The sequence below is a fragment of the Caulobacter sp. CCUG 60055 genome (assembly GCF_022750545.1).
Classification (GTDB): domain Bacteria; phylum Pseudomonadota; class Alphaproteobacteria; order Caulobacterales; family Caulobacteraceae; genus PUIC01.
Genome location: NZ_PUIC01000005.1, coordinates 37,447 through 61,599 on the forward strand (window position 1 = coordinate 37,447; position 24,153 = coordinate 61,599).

At 72.9% G+C, this 24,153-nt stretch carries 21 protein-coding genes; 11 read left to right on the plus strand and 10 right to left on the minus strand.

Annotated features, from left to right (window positions below; genetic code table 11):
- The first annotated feature begins 12 nt into the window (after positions 1–12).
- A complete protein-coding gene (locus C5708_RS09120; RefSeq protein WP_242920219.1) occupies positions 13–1,581 on the plus strand; it encodes a GMC family oxidoreductase in 1,569 nt (522 codons plus the stop codon).
- Here the strand turns inward: C5708_RS09120 and C5708_RS09125 are convergent.
- From C5708_RS09125 to C5708_RS09135, 3 genes are all read right to left on the minus strand, one after another.
- Complete coding sequence (locus C5708_RS09125; RefSeq protein WP_242920221.1) at positions 1,578–3,392, minus strand: aminopeptidase P family protein; 1,815 nt, start codon at positions 3,390–3,392, stop codon at positions 1,578–1,580. The genes C5708_RS09120 and C5708_RS09125 overlap by 4 nt on opposite strands.
- Positions 3,393–3,460: 68 nt before the next feature.
- Positions 3,461–4,069, minus strand: a complete 609-nt coding sequence (locus C5708_RS09130) for a cupin domain-containing protein (RefSeq protein WP_242920223.1) — start codon at positions 4,067–4,069, stop codon at positions 3,461–3,463.
- Positions 4,069–4,563, minus strand: coding sequence for a nuclear transport factor 2 family protein (locus C5708_RS09135; RefSeq protein ID WP_242920225.1), 495 nt, complete (start codon positions 4,561–4,563; stop codon positions 4,069–4,071). The genes C5708_RS09130 and C5708_RS09135 overlap by 1 nt, the downstream gene beginning before the upstream one ends.
- 191 nt (positions 4,564–4,754) lie before the next feature.
- On the opposite strand from C5708_RS09135, the gene C5708_RS09140 reads away from it, so the two are divergent.
- Together C5708_RS09140 and C5708_RS09145 are read left to right on the plus strand one after the other, a co-directional pair.
- Entirely contained in the window at positions 4,755–7,058 is a 2,304-nt protein-coding gene (locus C5708_RS09140) for a TonB-dependent receptor (RefSeq protein ID WP_242920234.1), read from the plus strand.
- A 284-nt stretch (positions 7,059–7,342) separates the two neighbouring features.
- Positions 7,343–8,206 (plus strand): PhnD/SsuA/transferrin family substrate-binding protein, encoded by an 864-nt coding sequence (locus C5708_RS09145; protein WP_242921080.1) that lies wholly within the window; start codon positions 7,343–7,345, stop codon positions 8,204–8,206.
- Between the two features lie 6 nt (positions 8,207–8,212).
- Here C5708_RS09145 and C5708_RS09150 read toward each other — a convergent pair whose 3' ends face one another.
- Complete coding sequence (locus C5708_RS09150; RefSeq protein WP_242920236.1) at positions 8,213–9,412, minus strand: TCR/Tet family MFS transporter; 1,200 nt, start codon at positions 9,410–9,412, stop codon at positions 8,213–8,215.
- A gap of 79 nt (positions 9,413–9,491) precedes the next feature.
- On the opposite strand from C5708_RS09150, the gene C5708_RS09155 reads away from it, so the two are divergent.
- On the plus strand, positions 9,492–10,118 hold the full coding sequence (locus C5708_RS09155; protein ID WP_242920238.1) for a TetR/AcrR family transcriptional regulator C-terminal domain-containing protein: 627 nt from the start codon (positions 9,492–9,494) through the stop codon (positions 10,116–10,118).
- Here the strand turns inward: C5708_RS09155 and C5708_RS09160 are convergent.
- The 4 genes from C5708_RS09160 to C5708_RS09175 all read right to left on the minus strand — a co-directional run bounded on the left by C5708_RS09160 (position 10,098) and on the right by C5708_RS09175 (position 16,137).
- Positions 10,098–11,678 (minus strand): CehA/McbA family metallohydrolase, encoded by a 1,581-nt coding sequence (locus C5708_RS09160; protein WP_242920240.1) that lies wholly within the window; start codon positions 11,676–11,678, stop codon positions 10,098–10,100. The genes C5708_RS09155 and C5708_RS09160 overlap by 21 nt on opposite strands.
- A gap of 64 nt (positions 11,679–11,742) precedes the next feature.
- Positions 11,743–14,547, minus strand: a complete 2,805-nt coding sequence (locus tag C5708_RS09165) for a TonB-dependent receptor (RefSeq protein ID WP_242920242.1) — start codon at positions 14,545–14,547, stop codon at positions 11,743–11,745.
- Between the two features lie 70 nt (positions 14,548–14,617).
- Positions 14,618–15,604 (minus strand): FecR domain-containing protein, encoded by a 987-nt coding sequence (locus tag C5708_RS09170; RefSeq protein WP_242920243.1) that lies wholly within the window; start codon positions 15,602–15,604, stop codon positions 14,618–14,620.
- The gene (locus tag C5708_RS09175; RefSeq protein ID WP_242920245.1) at positions 15,568–16,137 is read right to left on the minus strand and encodes an RNA polymerase sigma factor; all 570 of its coding nucleotides are present in this window, start codon (positions 16,135–16,137) and stop codon (positions 15,568–15,570) included. The genes C5708_RS09170 and C5708_RS09175 overlap by 37 nt, the downstream gene beginning before the upstream one ends.
- 290 nt (positions 16,138–16,427) lie before the next feature.
- Here C5708_RS09175 and C5708_RS09180 point away from each other — a divergent pair, with 290 nt between their 5' ends.
- Positions 16,428–18,173: an ATP-binding protein gene (locus tag C5708_RS09180; protein ID WP_242920247.1), complete on the plus strand. Its 1,746-nt coding sequence runs from the start codon at positions 16,428–16,430 to the stop codon at positions 18,171–18,173.
- Between the two features lie 6 nt (positions 18,174–18,179).
- Here the strand turns inward: C5708_RS09180 and C5708_RS09185 are convergent, their stop codons facing one another.
- Positions 18,180–18,674, minus strand: coding sequence for a DUF6130 family protein (locus C5708_RS09185; RefSeq protein ID WP_242920249.1), 495 nt, complete (start codon positions 18,672–18,674; stop codon positions 18,180–18,182).
- A 108-nt stretch (positions 18,675–18,782) separates the two neighbouring features.
- Positions 18,783–19,427, minus strand: a complete 645-nt coding sequence (locus C5708_RS09190; protein ID WP_242920251.1) for a TetR/AcrR family transcriptional regulator — start codon at positions 19,425–19,427, stop codon at positions 18,783–18,785.
- A gap of 95 nt (positions 19,428–19,522) precedes the next feature.
- Between C5708_RS09190 and C5708_RS09195 the strand changes: the two genes are divergently transcribed.
- The 6 genes from C5708_RS09195 (at position 19,523) to C5708_RS09220 (ending at position 24,152) form a co-directional block, all read left to right on the plus strand.
- Positions 19,523–20,368: a hypothetical protein gene (locus tag C5708_RS09195; RefSeq protein ID WP_242920253.1), complete on the plus strand. Its 846-nt coding sequence runs from the start codon at positions 19,523–19,525 to the stop codon at positions 20,366–20,368.
- Positions 20,369–20,373: 5 nt separating this feature from the next.
- Positions 20,374–20,898, plus strand: a complete 525-nt coding sequence (locus C5708_RS09200) for an anthrone oxygenase family protein (protein ID WP_242920255.1) — start codon at positions 20,374–20,376, stop codon at positions 20,896–20,898.
- Positions 20,895–21,275, plus strand: a complete 381-nt coding sequence (locus C5708_RS09205; protein WP_242920257.1) for a c-type cytochrome — start codon at positions 20,895–20,897, stop codon at positions 21,273–21,275. Before C5708_RS09200 ends, C5708_RS09205 begins: the two co-directional genes overlap by 4 nt.
- Positions 21,276–21,345: 70 nt before the next feature.
- A complete protein-coding gene (locus tag C5708_RS09210) occupies positions 21,346–21,705 on the plus strand; it encodes a hypothetical protein (protein ID WP_242920259.1) in 360 nt (119 codons plus the stop codon).
- A 48-nt stretch (positions 21,706–21,753) separates the two neighbouring features.
- Entirely contained in the window at positions 21,754–23,010 is a 1,257-nt protein-coding gene (locus C5708_RS09215) for a TolC family protein (RefSeq protein ID WP_242920261.1), read from the plus strand.
- Positions 23,007–24,152, plus strand: a complete 1,146-nt coding sequence (locus C5708_RS09220) for an efflux RND transporter periplasmic adaptor subunit (RefSeq protein WP_242920269.1) — start codon at positions 23,007–23,009, stop codon at positions 24,150–24,152. Before C5708_RS09215 ends, C5708_RS09220 begins: the two co-directional genes overlap by 4 nt.
- The last annotated feature ends 1 nt before the right edge of the window (position 24,153 follow it).

Sequence of the window (24,153 nt, forward strand, 5' to 3'; positions counted from 1 at the left end):
CAGGGAGACCCCATGGCCAACCATTTCGACGTCGTCATCGTCGGCTCGGGCGCGGGCGGAGCGACGCTCGCCCAGAGGCTGGCTCCGACCGGCAAGAAGATCCTGATCCTGGAGCGCGGCGGCCACCTGCCGCGCGAGGCCGAGAACTGGAGCGCCCAGGCGGTGTTCCTCGACCACCGCTACCGCACCAAGGACCACTGGTACGACAAGCACGGCAAGCCGTTCTCGCCCAACACCCACTATTGGGTCGGCGGCAACACCACCTTCTACGGCGCGGCCCTGATGCGGCTGCGCAACCGCGACTTCCAGGAGGTCCGCCACGCCGGCGGGATCTCGCCGGCGTGGCCGATCGGGCTTGCGGACCTGGCCCCCTACTACGCCGAGGCCGAGGCGCTGTGGCGGGTGCACGGCGCGCGGGGCATGGACCCGACCGAGAACGGCGACGAGCCGGCCTACGCCTTTCCGCCGCTGAAGGACGACCCGGGCATCGCCCGCCTGCGCAGCCATCTAGAAGGCCAGGGATGGCGGCCGTTCCACCTGCCGCTGGGCGTCGACCGCGACGACGACAAGTGGCTGCATTCGCCCTGCATCCGCTGCAAGACCTGCGGCGGCTATCCCTGCCTGCTCAAGGCCAAGAGCGACGCGCGCAGCATCGCCGTCGATCCCCTGCTCGACGCCCCGAACGTCACCCTGCTGACCGAGCGCAAGGTCCTGCGCCTGGAGACCGACCCGTCCGGCCGCACCGTCTCCGCCGTCGTCTGCGACAGCCCCCAGGGCGAGGAACGCTGGACCGGCGACATCGTCGCCCTGGCGGCCGGCGCGGTGAACACCCCGGTGATCCTGCTGAACTCGCGCAACGCCGCCCACCCGGACGGCCTCGCCAACGGCTCGGATCAGGTCGGCCGCAACTACATGTTCCACACCCTGACGGCCATGGTCTCGCTGACCGCCGCCCCGCTGGACAGCCAGTTCCCCAAGACCCTCGCGGTCAACGACTTCTACTGGGGCGACCCGGCCGGCGGCTACGATCTGCCCATGGGCCACATCCAGGCGCTGGAATACATGTCGGGCAAGACGCTGGAGGGCCAGATCAGCGAAATCCTGCCGCCGGCCCTGGTGCCCGACGTCTTCGTCAACGCCCTGGCCGCGCGCCTGCTGAGCTTCCTGGTGATATCCGAGGACCTGCCTTCGCCCGACAACCGCGTGCGGGTCGAGAACGACGGGCGGATCTTCCTCGACTACGCCTACAACAACCTCGAAGGCCACGAGCGGCTGGTCAAGAAGCTCGACCACGCCCTGGACGGCTTCGTCGACCACAAGCACGTGCTGTCGCAGCACCACTTCCAGTTCGACTCGCTGCTGCCGCTGTACGGCACCGCCCACATGAACGGCACCACGCGCTTCGGCGCCGATCCGGCCAGCTCGGTGCTCGACCCGTTCTGCAAGGCCCACGAGGTCGACAACCTGTACGTCGTCGATTCCAGCTTCTTCGTCTCGTCGGCGGCGGTGAACCCCACCTTGACCATCGTCGCCAACGCCATGCGCGTCGGCGACCACCTCAAGGCGCGGCTGGCGGCCTAGAGCGGCGCGCAGGCCTCGCCCAGCCAAGCCCGGACGGCCGGTTCGACCAGCGGCCCGATCTCGGCGGCGACGCGGGCGTGGTAGGCGTCCACCTGCGCCCGCTCCTCGCCGGTCAGGATCGCCACGTCGATCAGCCGCCGGTCGTAGGGGGCGAGGGTCAGGGTCTCGAAGCCCAGCATCGGCCGCTCGCCGCCCGGGATGGGCGCGGCCGGCGTGACCGTCTGCAGGTTCTCGATGCGGATGCCGTAGGCGCCGGGCTTGTAGTAGCCGGGCTCGTTCGAGACGATCATGCCGGGGGCCAGCGCCGTGGCGTTCGGAGCCTTGGAGATGCGCTGCGGTCCCTCGTGGACGCTGAGATAGCTGCCGACCCCGTGGCCGGTCCCGTGGTCGAAGTCCAGGCCGTCGCGCCACAGCGCCAGCCGGGCCACCGCGTCCACCGCCGAGCCGGTGGTGCCGGCCGGAAACCGCAGGCGGCCGAGGGCCAGGTGCCCCTTCAGCACCAGGGTGTAGCGCCGCCGCATCTCGGCCGAGGGCTCGCCGATGGCCACCGTGCGGGTGACGTCGGTGGTGCCGTCGACGTACTGCGCGCCGGAATCGACCAGGAGCAGTTCGCCCGGCGCGCAGCGGCGATTGGTGCGCGTCGTCGGCCGGTAGTGGATCACCGCGCTGTTCGGCCCGGCGCCCGCCACGGTGTCGAACGACAGGTCGCGCAGTTCGCCGGTGGCCCGGCGCAGGCCCTCGAGCTTGCTAGCCGCCTCGATCTCGTCGGGCGGAGAGGCCTGCCCCTCGACCGCCAGCCAGTGCAGGAAGGTCGTCACCGCCGCGCCGTCGCGCCGGTGGGCGCGGCGCGCGCCCTCGATCTCGGCCGCGTTCTTGGCGGCGCGGGGCAGAGCGCAGGGATCGAGGCCGGCCACCACGACGGCGCCGGCCAGGGCGGCGGCCTCGAAATACCAGGCCGACGACTGGCCGGGATCGACCAGCACGCGCTCGCCCTTCAGCCGCTCCAGGGCCGGGACCAGGCCGGACGGCTCGCCCAGCGAGACCGTGTTCCCCAGCCACGCGGCCAGCTCGGGCGAGACCTTGCCCGGCTCGACGAACAGCTCGGCCCGGCCGTCATCGTGCAGCAGCGCCTGGGCGAACGGCAGCGGCGCGCGGATGGTGTCGCCGCCCCGCACGTTGAACAGCCAGGCGATGGACGGCGGCGCGGTCAGCAGGGCCGCCTTGACCCCGTCGGCGCGCAGGCCCGCGGCCAGGGCGGCGCGCTTGTCGGCGCTGGAGACCCCGGCCAGGTCGAGCGGATGCGGGGTCAGCGGCGCGGCGGGCTGGGCCGGCCGGTCGGCGCCCCAGGCTTCATCGACCGGATTGACCGCGGAGGGCTTCAGCGCCGCGCCGGCCCGGGCGACGGCCGCGCCCAGGCCGACCAACGCGGCCGGGCTGTGCAGGCGGGGATCGTAGCCGACCGTCTGGCCAGGGCGCAGGACCTCGGTCAGGAACGCTTCGACGCCGCCGTCCTCGAGCATGCCGATGTGGAAGACGGCCGGATCGACCTGGTCGCGCACCTGCAAGGCGTAGCGCCCGTCGGTGAACATCGCCGCCCCGTCGCGCAGGATGATCGCCATGCCGGCCGAGCCGGTGAAGCCGGTGGCCCAGCCCAGCCGGTCGTTGGCGGCGGGCGGGTATTCATTCTGGTGCTCGTCCTCGCGCGGGATGAGGAAGGCGTCGAGGCCGGCGGCGATCATCGCGCGCCGGATCGAAGGAACGTGCCGCGGCCCGAAGGCGCGATCCGCCGTCTCGTCGAAGCTCTGGAACATGCAAACTCCTTCCCGGTCCGTCCACGGCCGGGCGACTGCGAACTGATGGCTGCGGGTCGGCGGCGGCGTCAGAACAGGGCGGGCGTGCCCACCCACAGCACCCTGACCGGCCGCTCGCCGGGATTGGAGACCTTGTAGGGATGACGCTGGTCGAAGTGGGCGCTGTCGCCGACGCCCAGGATGAAGCGGTCGCCGCCGATCTCCATCTCCAGCTCGCCGTCGAGCACGTACCAGAAGCCCTCGCCCTCGCGCTGGGTGGTCGGCGCGCTGAGGCCCGGCGGGATGGCCATGAGCAGCGCCTCCATCTTGCGCTCCTCGTGGTCGCCGCTGAGGCGGCGGTATTCGACCGGGATGCCGGCGTCGACGAACTCCGGATCGGCGCCGCGGCGCACGAGCTGGCCCTGGTGGGGCACGCTGACGAAATAGTTGATGTCGACGCCCAGCGCCTTGGCGATGCCCATCAGCGACACGATGGATGGCGAGGCCTGGCCGCGCTCGACCTGCGAGATGAAAGGGGCCGACAGCCCGGCGCGGTCGGCCAGGACCTGCAAGGTCAGCCCCAGCCGCCGGCGGCGGTCGCGGATGGCCGAGCCCACCGACAACGAGGCGGCGTCCCGGGCCGGGTCGCCGGCGATGATCTTCTGGAGCGCCTCGGCGGCCGCCGCCGGCCCGGGCATCAGGCGGTGTGGTCCGATACGATGCGCCACCCCGCCGCCGACTTGTGGAACACCAGGGTGAAGATGCCGGTGGCCTCGGGCTGGCCGGCGCGAAGCAGGTGGAAGCGGCCGGTGACCAGGGCGTGCTCGCCGCCCAGGGCCCGGAAGTCGAGGATGTCCATCGACAGCTTGCCCAGCGAGGCTGGGCGCGCGCCGCCGAAGCGGGCGGCGTACATGTCGTGGATCGCCTTATAGCCCTTCACCACGCCGCCGGCGCCGATATAGGCCGTACGCGGATCGTCCTCGTAGCAGTTCATGAAGGCGTCGAGATCGCCGGCCGACCAGGCGGTGGCGCTGGCGTCCAGCACCTTGCCCACCGCGGCCCGTTCGGCGTCGCCCTCGCCCGCCAGGGCCGGCGTCGCCGCGCCCGTCACGCCGGCGGCCAGGGCCAGTCCCGCGGCCATCGCCAGTCCACGCCGGGTGGCGTCCACGCCTTGGTCTCGCTCCGCGCTCATCAGATCGTTCCTCCCCACGCCGGCCTTCTCATTGTTCGATTGTCGATCAGCCGGTCGACCTTGTCATCCTTACTTAAATTTTTTGATATGCAAAATTATTTTGAGGTGAGAATGTGGAGTTCGCCGAACCGCGGCCCGAGTCCCGGCGGCGACCAAAACGAGAGCGGCTTCGAGCCGGGAGGGGATTTCCGATGTTCACGTCCGAGTACGAACGCGCGCGGCTGCGCGCCTGGATGGCGACCAGCGCCCTGTGCGCCGCCGTCTTCGCCGGGGCCCCCGCCCTGGCCCAGCAGGCCGCCGCGCCCGCCGAGACCCACGAAACCGTGTCCGAGATCGTTGTCACCGCCCAGAAGCGTTCCGAGAGCGTGCAGTCGGTGCCGATCAGCGTCACCGCCATGGACGAGCGCAAGCTGGAACGGCTGGGCATCCAGAACCTGACCGACGTGGCGCGCGCCACGCCGGGCCTCGCCGTGACCTCGGCCGGACCGGGCCAGAACGTGCTGATCATCCGCGGCGTGTCGTCGACGGCCGGCACCGCCGGCACCGTCGGCTACTATCTCGACGACACCCCCATCGCGGCCTCCAGCAACGCTTCGCTGCTGGCCCAGCGCGGCCTGCTCGACCCGTCGGTGTTCGACATCTCGCGCATCGAAGTGCTGCGCGGCCCGCAGGGCACGCTCTACGGCTCCAGCTCGATGGGCGGCACGATCAAGTACGTCACCAGCCAGCCGGACGCGACCCGGTTCAGCGCCAAGGCCAGCGCCACGGCGTCCTACACCGAGGGCGGCGGCCCCAACGGCTCGATCAATGGCATGGTCAACATGCCGATCGTCGAAGACAAGCTGGCGGCCCGGATCTCGGCCTTCTACCGCTATCAGGACGGCTTCATCGACCGCTACCAGATCGACCCGAACGACATCCTGAAGGTCAAGCCGAACAGCCCGGTCAAGGAGAACGTCAACACCGAGAGCACCGGCGGCTTCCGTGCCCAGCTGCTGATCAAGCCGGACGACACCCTGACGATCACGCCGTCGATCTTCTACCAGTACACCCGCCTGGGCGCGCCGTTCCAGTTCGACCGGCCGCCGGGAAGCTTCGACAACCTGATCCAGACGCGCGACGTCTCCGAAGTCAGCGACCAGCGCTCGCTGCTGGGCAACATCGCCATCCACAAGCGCCTGCCGTTCGGCGAGATCGTCTCGTCGACCTCGTATTACAGCCGCCAGATCAAGATCAACGAGGACTCCTCGAAGGTCCTGGCCTTCTTCTTCTCGCCGCCGCAGACCTCGGTCTATCCGTCGGTGATGACGGGGATCTACCGCAACCGCGAGTTCACCCAGGAGCTGCGCTTCGCGTCGGACTTCCAGGGCCCGTTCCAGCTGATCGCCGGCGGCTACTTCCACCGCACCTTCGCGCCGCTGGAATCGGCCATCCCGGTGCCCCCGGGCTATGACAAGACCTTCGGCTCGCCCTTCGGCGGCACGGTGTTCTATCACGGCATCCGCAAGGCGACCCTGCAGGAGAGCGCCGCCTTCGCCGAGGCCTCCTACGACCTGGGCCACGGGCTCACCGCCCGCGCCGGCCTGCGGGCCTTCCAGGTCGACCAGCGCTTCTACCAGTGGGGCGAGGGCGTTCTGAACGGCGGCGTCAGCCAGGTGTCCAACAGCTCGTCCGACAACGGCCTCAACCCCAAGTTCAACCTGTCCTGGCAGATCGACCCGGACCACATGGTCTACGCCACGGCCTCCAAGGGCTATCGCCCCGGCGGGCCGAACAACCCCGCCCCGGCGGCGGTGTGCGGCGCCGAGGTCTCCAAGCTGGGCCTCAGCGTCAGCCAGCTCACCCGCTACCAGCCCGACACCCTGTGGAACTACGAGGCCGGCGCCAAGACCCGCTGGCTGGACCGCAAGCTGACCGTCAACGGCTCGGTCTACTACATCGACTGGAGCGACGTGCAGCAGCAGATCGTCCTGAACTGCGGCTTCAACATCACCGCCAACTTCGGCAAGGCGACCAGCAAGGGCGCCGAGCTGGAGGTCGAGTACCACCCGCTCCCCGGCCTGTCGCTGAACGCCGCCGCCGGCTACACCGACGCGACGCTGAGCAACGACATCCCCGGCACCCCCGCCCGCAAGGGCGACCCGCTGCAGGACGTCCCGCACTGGAACCTCGCCGGCGGCGTCGAGTACGCCAAGTCGTTCAGCAACGGCTTCAACGGCTTCGGCCGCCTGGACGTCAACTACACCAGCGACGCCCTGGCGCTGTACGACCGCACCAGCCCGTTCCATGAGCGCAAGGGCTTCGTCATCACCAACGTCAAGCTCGGGATCGACAACGGCGATCACTGGCAGGCGGTGTTCTTCGTCGACAACCTGTTCGACAAGATCGGCCAGACCGGCCTGCCCGCCGCCATCGGCGCCGACCTGCCGACCACCCGCCGCATCGCCGTCAACCGGCCGCGCACCGTCGGCGTGACCCTGAGCTACAAGTACTAGGACCAAGGCAGGCCGAAGCCCGGCTACTAGGACCAAGGCAGGCCGAAGCCCGGCGACGACGCCGGGCTTCGGCCCCCGCTCCGCGCGACGCGCCGGATGCAGAATATCTGAATTCCCACTGAATTGATCTGAATTGCCTTGCAACGCCGCGCGCGGGACTAATCCTGCGTCAAGGCGGACCGGGCCTTCCGCCGCGGCGCAACTCCATCGGCGGACGCGGCCATGCCTCAATTCACGCCCTGTCATTCCATCCGCCCGGCCGCCCAGCCGGAGGGCCTTGCGTGATGGGCCTCGTCCAGCCCCGCAGCCGCTACGCCCCCGAGGCGGCGGCCGACCCGCCCGAGCGGGTGGCGGCCCTGCCGATGTACGACCTGCCCGAACTGGCCGACGCCAACGACGCCCTGTGGGCCGGGCTGGCCGAGCGCCTGCGCGCGCGCGGCGTGGCGGGCGTGCCGGCCGCCCTGACCCGGGGACGCGCGACCCACGCCCTATGGACCGACCCGTCGCTGCTGCTGGCCCAGACCTGCGGCTACCCCCTGGTCACGGCCCTGCACGGCCAGGTCAAGGTGGTCTCGACGCCGCGCTACCGCGCGCGCGGCTGCGAGGGCCCGTTCTACCGCAGCGCCGTGGTGGTGCGGGCGGCCGATACGGCCGCCAACCTGGCCGACCTGCGCGGCGGGCGCTGCGCCCTCAACGAGCCGACCTCGAACAGCGGCATGAACCTGCTGCGCGCCGAGATCGCGCCCCTGGCCGGGCGGGGGCATTTCTTCAGCGCGGTGCAGATCACCGGCTCGCACCTGGCCAGCGCCGAGGCGGTGGCGGAGGGCCGGGCCGAGGTGGCCGCCATCGACTGCGTGACCTTCGCCCAGCTCCAGCGCTTCCGGCCCGCCCTCACCCGCCAGCTCAAGGTGCTGTCGTGGACGGTGCGCAGCCCCGGCCTGCCGCTGGTCACGGCCAAGCAGACCGGCCGCGCCGTGGAGAACGCCCTGCACGCGGCCATCGCCGACATCGCCGTCGCCCCCGAGCTGCGGGAAGCCCGGGCCGAGCTGCTGCTCGACGGCTTCAACACCCTGTCGCCGGCCCACTATCGCGCCGTGCTCTACCTCGAGCAGATCGCCGCCGATCAGGGCTATCCGCACCTGGTCTGACGCCGCCTATCGCGCGGCGGCGGCCGTACGGCGAGCCCACAGGAACGCCGGCGCGCCCAGCAGGTAGAGCCCGGCCGCCGCCAGCCAGGGCCAGCCGTTCCAGCCTCCCGACGAGGCCGCGTAAAGCGCGACGAAGGCCAGCGGCCCGGCCACCGCCGCCAGGCTGGTCAGGCTGGCCAGCAATCCCTGGAGCCGCCCCTGGCGGTCGTCGGCGACGGCGTTCGACAGCAGTCCCTGGAGGGGCGGCTGGGCCAGGCCGCCAAGGGCGAGCAGCGGCATGACCAGCGCCATGCCCCGCCAGTCGCCGATGAAGGCCAGGAGCACGAAGCCGGCGGCGTCGGCGGCCATGCCGACGGCCAGAGCGCCGCGCTCGCCCAGGCGGCGGACCGCCGGGCCGATCGCCCAGCCTTGCACGGCCAGGTGCAGCAGGCCGAACAGGCCGAGGGAGCGGCCGACGGCGGCGGCGTCCCAGTGCAGGCGATCCTGGCCGAACAGCGTCCACAGCGAAGCCGGCGCCTGGCCGGCCAGCTGCAGGACGACGAAGACCAGGATCAGCGCGCCGAGCCCCGCCAGCCCGCCGCGCCCCAGGCCCCCGAGGCCGGCGAACGGGTTGAACGCCAGCCCGCCGGACGCCGCCCCGCCCCCATGCCCGGCGGGCCGCGTCTCGGGCAGCAGCAGGGCGGCGACGACGAGGCCCAGGCCGTGCAGCACGGCGGCGGCCACGAACGGCGCGCGCGGCGACAGGCCGCCGAGCAGACCGCCCAGGACCGGACCGGCCACGATGCCCGCGCCGAAGAAGGCGCCCATCAACCCGAAGCGCCGCGTCCGCGCCGCGCCCTCGGAGACGTCGGCGATGCAGGCGCCGGCGACCGCCCCGGTGGCGCCGGTCATGCCGGCGACCGCGCGGCCCAGATAGAACACCCACAACGTCGGCGTGAGCGCCATGACCAGATAGTCCGCCGCCGCGCCGGCCAGCGACGCCAGCAGCACCGGCCGGCGCCCGAAGCGGTCGGACAGGACGCCGAGCACCGGCGAGAACACCGCCTGGGCCAGGGCGTACAGCGACAGCAGCGCGCCGAAGTGCAGGACCGCCGGCCCGGTCGGCGCCAGCTCGCGCAGCAGGGCCGGCAGCACCGGCATGACCAGCCCCATGCCCGCCGCGTCCAACACCACCGCCGCCAGGGCGATCGTCAGGGTTCTGTTCATGCCCGCCCGCTAAAATTTATCATCGATAAATTGGGCAATAAGTTTATCGATGATAAATTGTCAAGCCACCGAGGAGCTCATGACCAAGCTGCAGCGCGACGCCATCATCGCCGCCGCCCTCGACCTGCTCGACGAGACGGGGGCCGAGAACCTGACCACCCGGCGGCTGGCCGAGCGGCTCGGCGTCCAGCAGCCGGCGCTCTACTGGCATTTCCGCAGCAAGCGGGCCCTGCTCGACGCCCTGGCCCACGCCATGCTGGCCGAGGGACGTCAGGGCGCCCGCCCCCGTCCTGGCCAGGACTGGCGCGAATTCCTGGCCGACAACGCCCGCGGCTTCCGCCGCGCCCTGCTGTCGCGGCGCGACGGGGCGCTGATCCACGCCGGCACACGGCCGGTCGATCCCGAGTTCGACGCCGTCGAGGCGCAGTTCGCCCTTATGCGCGAGGCCGGGTTCGCGCCGCTGGACGCAGCCCACGCCTTGACGACGGTCGGCCACTACGTCGTCGGCGCGGTGCTGGAGGAACAGGCCGCCGCCGTCGAGGCCGGATCGCGCCCTGCCGACGCGCCGCCGGCCGCGCTCGCCGAGGTCTTCGACGCCTATGACCGCGCCGGCCCCGAGGCGGCCTTCGAATTCGGCCTGGACGTCATGCTCGACGGGCTGGCGGCGCGGCTGGCGCGCCGGGCGTCAGCGCCCAGCGGCGGCTGAGGGCGCGGCCGCGTCCCGCGGCGGAAAGTTCACGTAGATCGGGTTGCCGATCAGCACGAGCCGCCCCCGCGCGTCGCGTCCGTTCAACCGCAGCCAGTGGCGTCGCCCGTCGCTGCGCCAGTCGAACGCCAGGGTCGAGGCTTCGCCCTCGACGCCCCTCGCGCCGGGGACGCTCAGCAGGCGGCCGTCGAGCACCGCTTCGATACGGCCGCCCTCGACCCCGGCCAGCCGGCCCTCGAAACGCACGCGCGCGCCGGCCAGCGCGGCGAGGTCGCCCCCCATCGCGACCCTCGGCCCCGACCGGCCGGAGGACGCGGCGCCGCTCAGCTCGATCATCCGCCCCCGCGTCCCGTCGACGTCGACGAAGGCCCGCCCCGCGCGCAGCCCGTCGAGCAGGGCCGGGACCGACAGGTCCCGCGCCCAGATCGCCGTGGTCGGACGGCCGACGGCCGACGGCCGGTCGCGAGGCGCGCCGGGGTCGTGGTTGTCGCTGCCGCCCACTGCGGTCAGACGCACGCCCTCGTTCAGCCGCGCCTCCCAGAACGGCAGGCCGGAGAACGGCCCGTCCGCCGCGCCGGTCTGCGCCAGGGTCCCGCCGTTGACCACCTCGACCGCCTGGACCAGTCGGTAGTCGACGGCGGCGGCCGTCCAGCCGCAACCCATGCAGGCCTCGCCCGAGGGCGTCGCAGGATGGTTGATCGACAGCACGCCGCCCGAGGCCGCCGCGGCGCGCAGCAGGGCGTCGGCGTCGGGGACGGCCGGGTCGCCCAGCCGGAAATCGACGAAGCCGGTCGGGCCGAACAGGTTGGCGTGGCCCTGGAAGGTGGTGATCTCGCGGCCAGGGATCAGCAGCAGGCGGTCGAAGGCGGGCTGCAGCTCGCGCAGGGCGTCGGCCTGGGACGTGGTGTTGTGGTCGGTGACGGCGATGAAGTCGAGACCCGCGGCGGCGGCGGCCTCGACGGTGCGATAGACCGGACAGGGGACGCGGACGCCGGACTGGCTGAGGCAGGTCCCGTCGCTGTGGCCGGTGTGCATGTGCAGGTCGCCGCGATACCAGCCCGGCCCGGGACGCAGCGGCGGAGCCTCGGCGGGCGCAGGGACCGGCGACCGGTCGAAATAGAGCCGGGCCGTATAGCGGGCGTGCGAGGCAGGCCGCACGTTGGGCATGCCGAGCAACAGGCTCCATCGGCCCGGACGCAGCGTCCCCGGCAGGAAGGACGGCGTCGTCGCCTCGGCCGACAGGGTGAACTCGGACTTGGAGCCGCCGCTCCAGCCCCGGAACCGCTCGCCGTCGAACAGGCCGAGGTCGACCACCGTCTTCTGGTCGCGGCCGTCATGGTCGAACCGCACGGTCAGGCGGGTCACGCCGGGCGGCGTCTCGAAGGGGACCATGCGATACCGCTGGTGGTCGGCCCCCGTCAGCTCCCCGGTCAGGACCAGATCGGCCGGCCTCTGCGCCGGGGCGGCGGCGGGCTCGGCGGCGGCCGGCCCGCCTGGCGAGCCCGCCAGAAGGACCAACGCCGCGAACCAGGCCGGAGCCGCGCAAACTCGCCCGATCATGATCGACCTCGAAAAAAGCGGCGGCCGGCCGGGGGACGGGCCGGCCGCCAGTCTGCGGGGGGACTTAGAAGCGGTAGAGGGCGGCGACCTTGAACGAGCGGCCGAGTTCGGGCCGGCCGACGCCGTAGAGCGAGCCGGCCTCCGAGCTGATGATCTGGCCGGCGCGGGGGTTGCCCTCGGTCAGGCCGATCTCGTTGGTCAGGTTGGAGCCGTAGGCGTAGAGCGTCAGCCGGGGCGTGGCGTCGAAGCGGACAGCGGCGTTGACCAGGGTGTAGTCCGGCAGGATCGAGGTGTTGGCGGCGTCCGAATACCGCTGGCCGTAGTATTCCACGTCGACCTGCAGCCGCAGCCGGTCGTCCATCAGGTTGACCCCCGGCGTCAGGCGGAACGACTGCTTGGGCGCGCGGATCAGCTGGTTGCCGGTGAAGTTGCGGATGCGGTGGCCGTTGGCCCCGCAGGCCGGCACGGCGCCCGCCGCCGGCGCGCCGGCCGTGCAGGTCTCGTCGAAGGCGTAGTCGCCGAACTCCGGGTTCTGGAAGGTGGCGTTGAAGGCCACGTCGAACCAGCGCGCGGGACGGTACGTCCCTTCCAGCTCGATCCCGTAGGTCTTGGTGTCGGTGATGCTGGTCTGGTTGTCGTAGCCGCCGGTGACCGGGTTGAACACCAGGCTGCCGAAGGTCAGGGCGTTGTACTTGGTGTAGAAGGCGGTGGCGTAGAGGTCGAGCTTGGGGATCGACAGCTTGTAGCCGGCCTCGGCCAGATCCATGGTCTGCACGAACGGCGAGGTGTTGGCGGCGTTGGTGATGTAGTCGCCCAGGGACGGCAGGCGGAAAGCCTTGGTGTAGCGGCCGAACACCCCCTGCCCCCGCGCGAACTGCCAGTCGGCGCCGATGGTCCAGCCGGTGTGCTGGAAGTTGCGGCCGACGGTGTCGTATACGCCCGAGCCGGTCAGGACGTTGTCGTCGGCCAGGGACGGCGACTGGTTGAGGTTGACCGAGGTCGTGCGCTCGCTGCGGCCGGTGAAGTCGATCGATTCCCAGCGCACGCCGAGGTCGATGCGCAGGTCGTCGGTGACGTGCCATTCGTCGCTGGCGTAGAGGGCGAAGGTCTTGGAGTCGCCCGTGCCGTTGGCGAACTCGGCCCCATAGCGCGAGACGCCGTTCTCGGTGGCCGAGTAGAGCACCTTGCCGGCGGCGTCGACGGCGACGAGGTCGAGGCGGCGGGCGTTGTCGCGCACGTCGAGCAGGGCGTTGGCCGAGTAGCGGTTGAAGCTCTCGCTGACCAGGGCGGTGTAGAAGCCGAACGCGACGTCGTGCACCTGGCCGCCGACGTTGAACTTGTGCAGCAGGCGCAGGTCGTTGATCGTCTGGTCGAGCGGCGCCGACACCCAGCGCAGCGAGCCGTCGAGCACCAGGCCGTTGCCGTTCTGGCCGTTGACGTCGAACACCTGCGACGGGCTGGTGGCGTAGCGCAGTTGCACGTCGGTCGCGCCGGGAACGGCGGCCAGCAGCTGGGCGCGGTACTGGGCCAGCCGCGCGGTCCCGGTCACGGGCGTGTTGGGGAACAGGCCGATCCGCCGCGATTCGGCGGTGCTGTAGCGCAGGACGTCGGTGACCTTCCAGCCGTCGACGATCTCGTAGTTCAGGCTGGCGGTGAACTCGGTCAGCTTGACCGCCGTGCCCTTGGTCAGGTCCCAGTCGAACGGCCCCTTGGCCGAGCGCAGGGTCAGGCGGGCGGTCTCGGGACCGTTCAGGGTGCCGTAGTTGGGATCGAAGCCCGGAACGGCGCTGGGCTGGCCGCTGTTGCTGTCGAACTTCAGCGGAATGCCGGCGAACAGGATGACGTGGTCGTCGAGGTGGCGGACGTTGAAGTCGATCGAGCCCTTGTCGAAGTCGCGGCCCAGGGTCACGCGGATCTGACCGCCCTTGTCGGCGGTGTAGCCGGGGTCGCGCACCCCGTCGTCCTGGCGATAGAAGCCGCCGACGCCGAAGCGCCAGTCGCCGATCGGGCCGCCGTACCAGCCGTCGACGCGGCCCATGCCGTAGTCGCCGGCCTGGACCTTGACCAGGCCCTCGGGATGGGCGCCGCCCTTGCGGGTGATGAAGTTGACCGTGCCGCCGGGGGCGTAGGAGGCGAAGATCGAGGACGGGCCGCCGCGCACCACCTCCATGCGCTCGACGGTCTCGTCGATGCGGAACGCCTGGTCGGCGTTTAGGTAGCCCAGGCCGGAATCGTGCTGCACCGGCGCGCCGTCCTCATAGAGGGCGACGGCCGAATAGCCTTCCTGCGGGATGCCGCGCGCGCGGATGTTGGCGCTGGCCTCGCCGCCGGAGGCCTCGACCCAGAAGCCGGGCACCGACTTCAGCGCGTCGGCGACGCCGGTCGGCGATCGCATGCGCAGTTGCGCCTCGTTGAGGGTGGTGACGGCGTAGCTGGTCGCCAGCCGGGTGCGGGCGTCGGTGCCGGCCCGCGAGGTGACGATCAGCTCCTCGACCTCGGCGTTCTGGGCGACGGGGCCGGGAAAGGAGCCGTCGGCCCTGGCCCGCAGGGTGATGACGCTGGCGTCGGCCGAGGCGATCTCGAGGCCGCTGCCGGCGATCAACAGCCGCAGCGCCTGCTCGCGGCCGTAGCGCCCCTTGACGGCGACGCTGACATGGCGCGCCGCCACGTCGTAGGGAAACAGGATCTGCACGCCGGCCTGGCGCGAGAACAGGTTCAGCGCCTCGGCGGCGTTGCCGGCCGGGATGTCGAAGGCGACCTGGGCCGAGGCCGGCGCCGACGCCTGCGCCAGGGCCGGATGCGCCGAAGCCAGCGCCGTGGTCAGGAACAGCGCGCACGCGCCGAAGCGCGCGGCCGAAGACTTGAACATTGGATCCCCCAAAGATCTCGACAGCGAGATCATCCCGCTGAGGTCCAGATGCTTGGGGGCGGCCGAACCGCTATGCCGACTTCAGTAAAATTCGCACATCGCCGGAATCGACCGCGCGCACCCCGAAGGCGCGGCCGAGCGCGGTCAGGAACGCCTCGGGATCGCTGGTCAGGAACCGGCCGCCCAGGCGGATGCGGCCGACGGCCGGGTCCTCGATCACCAGCTTGCGGCGCAGATAGCGGTTGTATTCGCCGACGGCGACCGACAGCGGCTCGCCCTCGAAGACGATCTCGCCGCGCCGCCAGGCCTGGACCACCTGCGCCGAGTCCTCGGAGACGGCGGCGACGCTGACCCCGGACGGGCCGGCCTGCAGCGTGCGCCGGCGGTCGTCCGTGCGCTCGACGGCGGCGCTGGCCCGGCCGCGCGGGCCGTCCACCGCCGCCTGCCCGGCCAGCACCATCAGGCTCAGGGTCTCCGTGGCCAGCCGGGCGTTGAACTGGCCGGTGCGCAGCCGCGCCACGGTTCCGGCCGCCATCAGCAGGAACGGCCGGGCCTCGTCGGCCGCCACCGTCAGGGCGGCCTCGCCGCGCTCGAGCCACAACCGCCGCTCCCGGCGGTCGAACCGCCACGACACCCGGGTGTCGGTGTTCAGTTCGATGGCGCTGCCGTCAGGCAGGTTGAGCTGGCGGCGCTCGCCGATCTCGGTGCGCAGGCCGGGCCGCAACAGGTCGCCGCGGACGGCGAACGCGCCGACGCCGGCGATCCCGGCGGCCGCTGCGCCGCCGACGCCGATCAGCGCCCGCCGCGACAGGCCCGCGGGCCGCGCCCGGCGCTCGGCCGTCGAGAAACGCGAAGGGGGTTCGCCGCCGGCGCGACGCAGGTCGTCGAGACGCCCCCAGGTCGCCGCGACCTCGGCGAAAGCGGCCGCGCGCCGGGGATCGGCGCCGCGCCAGCGTTCGAAGTCTTCCGCATCCGCGTCGCCGGCGTCGAGCCGGACCAGCCAGTCGGACGCCAGGGCGATCAGTTGCGCGCGATCTTCCTTGTATTCGCGACCCATGAACCCGATCGAACCTTCGTCCCCGCGTCGTCAGCCAGGGTCTGTGTCAGAAGACGAAGCCCCTTGGCCAGATGTTTCTCAACCGTAGAGACGGATAAGTTGAGCCGAACCGCTATCTCCCGCGGCGACAACCCTTCCAGTTTTCGCAGGATGACCACCTTGCGGCACTGGTCGGGCAGACGAGCCAAGGCCTCGGCGACCCGCGACAGGTCCTCGCGCGCGCTGGTCACGGCGTAGGCGTCCGGCTGGACGTCGGGCAGCGCGTTCATCTCGACGTCCTCCAGACGCCGCATCGGCACCACCTTGGCCCGGCGGAACCGCTCCAGCGCCAGGTTGCGGATGACGCGCAGCACGAAGCGGTCGGGGGCGTCGAGCCGGCGCCAATCCTCCAGCCCGAACACGCGGGCGTAGGCCTCCTGCACCAGGTCGTCGCCGTCGTCGCCGACCAGCCGGCGCGCATAGGCGCGGAACATGGGCGCGTGCGGCAGCACGGCCGCGCCGAACCAGCGGTCTATGTCTCGCAGCCAGGACATGGCCCACAATCGTTCCGTTGCGACAGGCCGGCCGGCGACGAAGGCCGGGCGGGCGCGGCCTGATTAGGCGACGCCGGTGTCAGTTCCCCGACAGTTCTGCGCACCTCCTGCGACAAACCCGTCCCGGGGGCCGCCGGGCATCGCAGAACGACGTTCGATTTCGATTGGACGGAACCCGGCGCGCCGCCTAGTGTTCAGCAAGCGACGGCCCGCGCGCCCGCGTCCGTTTCCGTGCTCACGTCTTCGTGCTTTCAGTCCGCCGCCGCATGCCCGACCGCGAAATCGACCGATTGCGACAGCGCGTCGCGCAGCTGGAAGCCGAACAGGACCGCCTGCTCGACGAGCATCGGTCGTTCGTCGACAGCCTGTACAGGGCCCGCCGCCGCGACAGCGCCCTCCTCGATCTCAACGAGCGCATCGGCAAGCTGGAGGCCCCGCGGGAGATCATGAAGGCCGCCGCCGAACTGGTGGGCGAGCGGCTGGGCGTCGACCGCGCCGGCTACGCCGAGATCGACGAGCAGGAGGGCCTCTACGACATCGTGGTCTGCTGGAGCGGTGCCTTGCCGCCGATCACCGGCGCCCTGGCGATGGAGGCCATCGGCGCGCCGACTCTGCGCCTGTTCCGCGCCGGCCGCACCCTGGTCGTCGCCGACGGCCGGGCCGACCCGGCCTCGCCGCCGGTATGGCGCGACATCGGCGCCCGCGCCGCCATCAGCGTGCCGCTGGTGCGCGACGGCCGCTTCGAGGCTTCGCTGTTCGTGCACCAGGCCGCGCCCCGGACCTGGACGCAGGAGGAGATCGAGCTCCTTCAGGAAATCGCCGCCCGCACCTGGGAGGCGGTCAAGCGCGCCCGGGCCGAGGCGGCCCACGCCAGGGTCGAGGCGCAGCTGCGCCAGGCCCAGAAGATGGAGGCCCTGGGCCATCTGACCGGCGGCATCGCCCACGATTTCAACAACCTGCTGATGGCCATCCTCGGCAATCTCGAAATCCTCGACCGCCGGCTGGACCAGGGCCGCGTCGACGTCCGCCGGCAGGCGGCCAACGCCATGCACGCCGTCAAGCGCGCGGCCGCCCTGACCCAGAGGCTGCTGACCTTTGCGCGCAGCCATCCGCTGGAGGCCGAGTCGGTGGCCCTGGCCCCGCTGATCGACGAAATGCGACCGATCATCGCCGCCACCGTCGGCGCGTCGATCGCCGTCGAGGTCGATCTCGCCGACGACCTGACCTCGGTCTGGTGCGATCCCCACCAACTGGAAAGCGCCCTGCTGAACCTGGTGATCAACGCCCGCGACGCCATGCCCGAGGGCGGCCGGCTGCGGCTCGCCGCCCGCAACCTGACCCTGGACGCCGCCGCGGCGGCGACGCTCTCCGGCGGGGTTCCCGGCGACTATGTCCGCCTTTCCGTCACCGACAGCGGCGTGGGCATGCCCTCGGAGGTGTCGTCCCAGGCCTTCGACCCGTTCTTCACCACCAAGCCGCGCGGCCAGGGCGCGGGACTGGGCCTGTCGATCCTTTACAGCTTCGTGCGCCAGTCGCGCGGCTTCGTCGAACTGCGCAGCGAGGTCGGCGCCGGCACCGAGGTGGCGCTGCTGCTGCGCCGCGCCCCGACGGCCGGCGTCGGCGCGCCGTCGCCCAAGGAGCCCGAGGCCGCGACGGCCGGGCGCGGCGAGACGATCATGGTGGTCGAGGACGAGGATCTGGTGCGGCAGGTCATCGTCGAGACCCTGCGCGAACAGGGCTACGACTGCGTCGAAGTCGAATCCGCCCAGCAGGCCCTGGGCCTCGAGCGCAGCGGCGCGGCCTTCGACCTCCTGCTCACCGATATCGGCCTGCCGGGGCGCACCGACGGGCGCGAACTGGCCCGGCGCATCCGCCTGAACCGTCCCCGCCTGCCCGTGCTGTTCATCAGCGGCCACGACGTCACCACGCCCCCCGGCGCGCGCGAGGCGGGCGAAAGTCCCGTGGTCTACCTGCCCAAGCCCTTCGAGATGACCCGCCTGGCCCGCAAGGTGCGCGAGGTGCTCGACGCCGCTTGAACGGCGTCAGGGCCGCGTCGCAGGCGACGGCGGAACGTCGAACCGGACTACGGCCTGGTCGATCACCCGGTGAGCGGCGTCGGCCAGCTCCAGCCGCACCGTGTGCGGCCCCGGCGCGAGCCCCTGGATCACCACCGGCTCCTCGCTGGCGTGAACCCAGCGCCAGCCAGCCCCGTCCACCGTCACATGCAGGTGGACCAGCTTCGGCGTCACGCCCAGGGCCGCCTGGCCGTAGACCGGCATGACCTTGCCGCCCTCGACATGGAAGACGACGGCCGCCAGTCCCCGCGCCAGCAGGCTTGGAACCGGCGGGTCCGGCGTCAGACGCGGCGGAGCGGCCGCCTGGACCTCGTCGCCGTGGCCGGCGTGGGGCCCCTCGGCCAGGGCGGCCGCCGGCGACGCCGCGAGGGCGGCTGCGAACAGGGCCTGCTCCGCTCGGACGACATCGCCCGGCAGATGGTCGCCGGCCGCGCCCTCGCCTACGGCTTGGCGCGCATGCACGCCGACGGCCAGTTTCCGAGCTGGGGCCTCGACCCCGCCCAGGCCGAGCAGGAATGCGCGGCGATCTTCACCGGTTCGTCGCTTCGCTGCGGGCCTGAGCGGTCCGCGTCAGGCCGGCGCGATCTCGCGCAGGGCCATGCGCTTGTAGGCCTCGACCAGGGCGTCGCCCTCGGCCCGGTCGACCGATATGGCCAGCCGCATGGCCGCCTCGCCGAGGTCCATCACCAGGAAGGCCGACAGCGCCAGCTCGGCGCGGGACGCGTCCGGGCGCACGCGCGCCATGGCCGCCGCCAGCAGCTCGGCGTTGGCCCGGCTGTTCTCGAGCTCCAGTTCGCGCAGCCCCTTGATGCTCTGCGCCCCCGACCAGATGTCGCGGATGACCGGCTCGGCCAGGAACAGGGCGTAGTAGGTGTCGATCAGCCGCCCGAAAGCCTCGCGCAGTCCGGGCAGGTCCTGCGCGCCGGCCAGCTCGGCCTCGATGCAGGCCCGCCCCTCGGCGTTGTAGCGCTCGGCCAGGGTCCGCAGGATCGCCGCCTTGTCGGGAAAATATTGGTAGAGCGAGCCGATCGACACCCCCGCCCGCTGGGCCACGTCGCTCATCCGCATGGCGTCGCTGCCCCGCTCGGCGATCAGCGCGGCCGCCACCCCCGCCAGCAGCTCCAGGCGCTCGCGGCTGCGCTGCTGCACCGGCGCGCGGCCGGGCGGCGTCGCCCCTTCAAGCGGTGCGGGGACGGTGGGCGCGCTCTGTTTCATGCCGCCATCTTAGCCGCGCAGTTTGGGCTTGCCAGAAAAAAGATGAGGATTTATCACTTTAAAAAGTGAGCACTTCTCACCTTTAGGAGGCGACCATGACCCAGACCCCGCAAGACCGCCCCGCCGCGGCGCCGATCCTGGTGCTGGGCGGCGCCGGCAAGACCGGCCGGCGAGTGGCCGCGCGGCTGGCCGAGGCCGGAGAGCCGGTCCGCATCGGCTCGCGCGCCGGGGCCCCGCCGTTCGACTGGAACGCCCCGTCCGGCTGGGCGGCCGTCCTCGACGGCGCCCGCGCCGCCTACATCGCCTACGCGCCGGACCTGGCCGCCCCTGGCGGGCCCGAAGCCGTCGCCGCCTTCGCCGAGCTGGCGGTCCGCCAGGGCGTGCGGCGGCTGGTGCTGCTGTCCGGCCGGGGCGAAGAGGAGGCGCTGCGCGCCGAGCGGCTGCTGCGCGAGACCGGCGCGGCCTGGACCGTGCTGCGGTCGAGCTGGTTCGCCCAGAACTTCAGCGAGAGCTTCCTGCGCGACGCGGTGATGGCCGGCGAAGTGCTGCTGCCGGTCGACGGCGCGCCCGAGCCGTTCATCGACGCCGACGACATCGCCGAGATCGCCGCCGCCGCCCTGACCCGGGACGGTCACGAGGGCCGCACCTACGACATCACCGGCCCGGAACTGCTGACCTTCGCCGAGGCGACGGCGGTCATCGCCGAGGCGGCGGGCCGGCCGGTCCGCTTCCGCTCGGTGTCGCCGGCGGCGTTCAGCGAGGGGATGGTCGCCCAGGGCGCCCCGGCCGAACTGGCCGAGGTGCTGGTCGAGCTGTTCGGCAAGGTGCTCGACGGGCGCAACGCCAGCCTGACCGACGGCGTCCAGCGCGCGCTGGGCCGCCCCCCGACCCGCTTCGCGAACTATGCCCGCCGCGCCGCCGCCGCCGGCGCCTGGGCGTGACCGCCATGGCCCGCCCCCTTTCCGCCGCTGGCCGCGCCCTGACCCGCCTCGCGCTCTGGGCCTGCGCCCTGGGCGCCGGTCTTTCCGCCGGCGTGTTCTTCGCCTTCTCGACCTTCGTCATGGCGGGGCTGGCCCGGTTGCCGCCGCCCGAGGGCGTCGCCGCCATGCAGGCGATCAATGTGACGGCGGTGACGCCCCTGTTCATGATCGCCCTGATGGGCCCGGCCCTGCTGGTCCTGGCCCCGATGACCGTCGCCACGCCCTGGCGCGCCGGCCGGCGCGGCGTCGTGATCTGGGCGGGCGGGCTGATCTACGTCCTGGCCGTGATCGGGACGACCATGGCCTGCAACGTGCCGATGAACGACGCCCTGGCCGCGCTGGACCCGCACGCGCCGGCCAGCGCGGCGCGATGGTCGGACTATCTGCATGACTGGACGGCGTGGAACCACGTCCGCGCCGCAGCCGCGACAATCGCGACCGGCCTGTTCATCGCCGCCGCGCGCCGCGCCTCGCCGGAGGGCGTGCGATGAAGGCCCGCCTGGCCGTCGCCGTCGCCTTCGCCGCCGTCCTCTCGGGCGGGACCACCTTGGCCCAGGAAGCCGGCGGCGGCGACCCTGCGGCCGGGGCGGCGGTCTACCGGTCGCGGTGCTCCGGCTGTCACGCGGTGGACGTCAACGGCTATGGGCCGAGCCATCGCGGCGTGTTCGGCCGCCGGCCGGCCCAGGCGGCGGGCTACGCCTATTCCGAGGCGCTGAAACGGCTGGACGGCGTCTGGGACGCCCGCAGCCTCGACGCCTGGCTGGCCGATCCCCGCGCCTTCGCGCCAGGCGCCCGCATGAGCGCCAAGCTGAAGGACCCGCGACAGCGCGCCGACGTCATCGCCTATCTGAGGAGCCTGTCGCGATAGGCCCTCGTCGCCGCGAACCGTGATTTTATAACGCGTTCCCGCCGCCGGCCGTTCGGGTTATAGGGCCGGCATGACCCGGCTGGCGAAATGGTGGCGCAGCATCGGCGGCCTCGCGGCCGCCTGCCTGCTCGCGCTGTTCGCCGTCGGCCCCGTCGCCGACGCCGTGGTCTGCCAGGCCGACGCCCCGGCCGTCGAGGCGGCCTATGCGCCCGACAAGGCCGACGTCGCCGCGCCGGGCGATCCCAAATCCCATCCCGCCGAGGCGGGGATCTGCGTGCACGGCCATTGCCACCACGCCGGGCCGCTGCTGGCCGCGCCCTTCGCGGCCGCCCACGCCGTCGCCTCGGCGGACGCCCGCCAGCCCTATCCCGCCGACCGCGCGCTGGCCTCGATCGTCCTGGCCGGCCCCGAGCGACCTCCCCGCGCCTGACGACGCCGCGCCATCGCGCGCTCCGTTCGTCAAACAGCGAGGAATTCCATGTCATCGAACCGACGGCCGCTTCGCGCGGCCGCGGCCGGCGCGATCGCGGCGGCGCTGTGCGCCGCCCCCGCCCTGGCCGAACCGGCGCCGCCATACGCCGAACTGCTGAAGCGCGCCGAAAGCGCCGCGCCCCGCCTGGCCGAAGGCCGCGCCGACGTCGATCAGGCCGACGGCCTGGCCCGCCAGGCCGCCCTGCGGCCGAACCCGTCCGTCGCCCTGCAGGTCGAAAACTTCGCCGGCTCCGGCCCGCTCAAGGGCCTGGGCGCGGCCGAGACCACCCTGTCGTTCACCCAGCCGGTCGAGACCGGCGGCAAGCGTCAGGCCCGGGTCGCCGCCGGCCGCGCCGAGCTCGACGCCGCCCGCTCGCGGGCCGCCCAGGCGCGGGCCGACTTCGCCTTCGACCTGGCCGACGCCTACGCCCGCGCCGAGGCGGCCGAACGGCGCCTGAAGCTGGCGACCGAGAACCTGGGCCTGGCCCAGGACGACCTGCGCATCGCCCGCGCCCTGGTGGCCGCCGGCAAGGAGGCCGAGCTTCGCGGCCTGCAGGCCGAAACGGCGGGAGCCGCCGCCCGCGCCGCCCGCGACCAGGCCCAGGCCGAACGCACGACCGCCTTCGCCCGCCTGACCGCCCTGTCGGGTTCGGCCGCGCCGATCACCGCCATCGCCCACGGCCTGCTCGACCATGCCGACCGCGTCGAGGGACCGCCGGCGATCGATCCGCTGGCCGCCCCCGCCTACCGGGCGGCCGAGGCGGCCCGCGAGGCCGCCGCCCGGCGGGTCAATGTCGAGCGGACCCGCGCCGCGCCCGACGTGGCCCTGTCGGTCGGCGTGCGGCGCGTCGAAGGCGACGGGGCCGCCGCCCTAGTCGCCGGGGTCTCCGCGCCGCTGCCGATCTTCGACCGCAACCAGGGCGCGGTCTCGGCGGCCCGCGCCGCCTTGCGCGCCGCCGACGCCCGCCTGGACGCCGCCCGCCTCGACGCCCAGGCCGACGCCGCCTCGGCCCTGGCCAGGGCCGACACCGCCCAGGCGCGGATGACCGCCGGCCGCCAGGCCGAACGCACCGCCGAGGAGGCCTACCGCCTCACCCGCCTGGGCTATGAGGCCGGCAAGACCGCCCTCGTCGAGGTCATCGCCGCCCGACGCGCCCTGACCGACGCCCGCACCGAACTGCTCGCCGCCCAGCAGGAGCGCCTCGCCGCCGAGGCCGCCCTGGCCCGCCTTCAGGGCCTCGTTCCCTTCGGAGACCAGCCATGACCCGATCCCGCCTGCTCGTCGCCGGCGCCGCAGCGGCCGCCCTGACGGCCGCCGCCGCCTTGGGCTTCGGCCTCGCCAAGCTGGGGGCGTCCCCGTCCACGCCGGCCGAGGCCGCCCCGACGACCGCCGAGCGCGCGCCCGACGCCCTGTCGATGACCGAGGAGGCCGCCCGCGCGGCCGGCGTCGTCGTCGAGGCCCTGGCTCCGGGCGGCCTGGCCGCCGAGGTCACCGCCCAGGGCACGGCGACGTCGCCGCCCGACGGCGCGGCGATCCTCACCGCCCGCAGCGCCGGCGCCGTGGTCCGCATCGGCAAGCGCCTGGGCGACCCCGTCCGGGCCGGCGAGGTCCTGGCGATCATTGAAAGCCGGGACGCCGCCCAGATCGCCGCCGACCGCAGCGCCGCCTCGGCCCGGGCCACCCTGGCCCAGCGCAACCTGGCCCGCGAGCGGCGGCTGTTCGAGCAGCGGATCTCGCCGCGCATGGACCTTGAGCAGGCCGAGGCCGAAGCCGCCGCCGCCGGGGCCGAGGCCCGCCGCGCCGCCGCAGCAGCAGCCGTCGCCGGCGTCACCGCCAGCGGCCGCGGCGTCGCGGTGACCAGCCCCATCGCCGGACGCGTCACGGCAGCCGCCGCCAGCCTGGGCACCTATGTCCAGCCGGACACCGAGCTGTTCCGCGTCGCCGACCCCCGATTGATCCAGATCGAGGCGGCCCTCAGCGCCGCCGACGCCCCCCGGGTGGCGCCGGGCGACCTCGCCGTCGTCGAAACCGCCGACGGCCGCCTGGTCGAGACCCGGGTGCGCTCGCTCACCCCGGCCTTCGACGCCCAGACCCGCGCCGCGACCGCCCTGCTCGACGCGCCGGGCGAGGCCCTGCGTCCCGGACAGGCGGTGCGCGTGCGCATCCGCACCAAGGCCGCCGCCTCGGCCCGCCTGACGGCGCCCGAGGAGGCTATCCAGACCGTGCGGGGCCGCGACGTGGCCTTCGTGCGCACGCCCGAGGGCTTCCGGGTCCGCCCAGTGACCCTGGGCGCGCGCAGCGCCGGGCGGGTCGAGATCGTCTCCGGGCTCGCGCCCGGACAGGCGATCGCGGTGCGCAACGCCTTCCTGCTCAAGGCCGAACTCGGCAAGGGCGAGGAGAACTGAC